Origin of the sequence: Mesorhizobium sp. M8A.F.Ca.ET.021.01.1.1 (assembly GCF_003998025.1) — a bacterium.
Classification (GTDB): domain Bacteria; phylum Pseudomonadota; class Alphaproteobacteria; order Rhizobiales; family Rhizobiaceae; genus Mesorhizobium.
Window position 1 is genome coordinate 1 of sequence record NZ_RZSJ01000872.1, and the last position, 1,647, is coordinate 1,647.

General features: G+C 64.9%; 2 protein-coding genes. Both read right to left on the minus strand.

Annotated features, from left to right (window positions below):
• Positions 1 to 173: 173 nt before the first annotated feature.
• On the minus strand, positions 174 to 860 hold the full coding sequence (locus EOA36_RS34945) for an RNA polymerase sigma factor (protein WP_189553531.1): 687 nt from the start codon (positions 858 to 860) through the stop codon (positions 174 to 176).
• Between the two features lie 126 nt (positions 861 to 986).
• The coding region (locus tag EOA36_RS34950; RefSeq protein WP_145969496.1) for a CBS domain-containing protein at positions 987 to 1,647 on the minus strand (661 nt) is incomplete at its 5' end.

The following is a 1,647-nucleotide window of genomic DNA, read 5'->3' on the forward strand; positions in this document are numbered from 1 at the left end:
GCTTGCGCGACCGGGGCAGCGCCGACGAGAAGCAGGGCGGCAAGGGCAACGGTATATCGGGTGAACATGGCATCCTCCTTGGCCCGACCGCGCGGAGGCGCGGGGCTCAAATTTCAGTTGACGCTCATTGGATGCGCGACGGGAGGAAACGTTCCCGGAAAATCAGGACGGCATCATTCGAAACCCAGCCGTCCCATCACCGCCTGGGTCAGTCGCTCGCAGCGCCGTCCGGCGAACGGGAAGGCATCGAGCAGCACCGGACCGATTTCATTGTCCAGCGCCTTGCGCAGCAGGACACGGGCCCGGTGCAGCCTCGTCTTGATGGTCTCCGGCCGCACACCAAGCAAATCGGCGGTTTCCTCCATGCTCAGGCCCTCGATGACGCGGGCGACGAAGACCATGCGGTAGATGTCGGGCAGACTGTCGGTCGCCCGTTCGACAAGTGCCAGAATCTGCCGCTGCGCCATCGCCCGCTCCGGATCGTCGTTGGAATTGAGGGGAAACCGGATGATTTGCGCTTCCGGGTTGTCAGGCATCCCAACTGTGCGACGCTTCTTGCGCACGCGGCCGAGAGCTTCGTTGATGACGATGCGCGACAGCCATGTGGCGAGAGTGGATTCGCCGCGAAACGCCGCCAGGCTGACAAAGGCGCTGACATAGGCCTCCTGGACGACATCCTCGGCTTCGGCATCGTTGCGCAGAATGCCGCGCGCGATGCGGTAGAGCCGCTGGTTGTGTATCTTCATGATGGCGCGAAAGGCATCCGGTTCGCGCGCCAGCGCCCGGTGGACGAGCAGCATGTCGCCGGAAAGGCTTTCGGCAACCATAGGCACCGTGGCGGGCGTTGCGAGCTTGCTCATCGCGACCGGATCTCCCTGAACAGACGCCTCTTCGAACAGGCGCCTCTTCGAACAGGCGCTTGACTGCACGTTGGATGCGCCTGCCGGCAAAAGGTTCCCGGATCGGTGGGATCCACGTCCGCTATTCTAGGCCGCTGCCAGACCCTTGTCTGCCGTCTGCACGCGGGCGGCCGCCGCCAGCAGGTCGGTCTGCGTGATCAGGCCGAGAATGCGCCGCTCGCCGTCCACGATGACCACGGCATGGCTGCGGCCGTCGGTCAGCACGGGAAGCAGGCTCATCGCCGGCGTCTCGGGCGAGGCGGTGCCAGCCTTTGCCATCACGTCCTTCACCGTTTCTACGGCTTTCGTCAGCTCGCGCAGGCCGACGGCGCCAACCAGCCGGGCATCCGCATCGACCACCGGCAACGTACGGATATTATGATCGAGCAGTTGCTGGCGTGCTTCGTCGGTGGTGGCTTGTTCGGGCACGGAAATCACGTCGCGCGACATGATGTCCTCGCACAGCAGCGTCCGGTGCGACCGCACCATGGCCTGCAATTCGACCTGTCGCAGCAGTCGTTCGAGGTCGTCGCGGTCGATATCGAAGGTCTCGTCGAGCGCCGTCAGCGCCGCGTCGATGTCCTCGGGCCGGAAACCGGCGCGCTGCTGAGCCGGCGGATCGGCGGTACCGTGGCTGTTTGCGGGCGGTGCGGCGACATGCGGGTAGTTGCGCCGCGCCAGCTTGTGGAAAAGGAAGCCCAGCGCCACCAGGATGGTCGAATTCAAGGCCACCGGCACGAACGGGAAT

Excerpts from the sequence above, each read along its gene's own strand:
- EOA36_RS34945 (WP_189553531.1), bottom strand. The coding sequence starts at position 860 with ATGAGCAAGCTCGCAACGCCCGCCACGGTGCCTATGGTTGCCGAAAGC.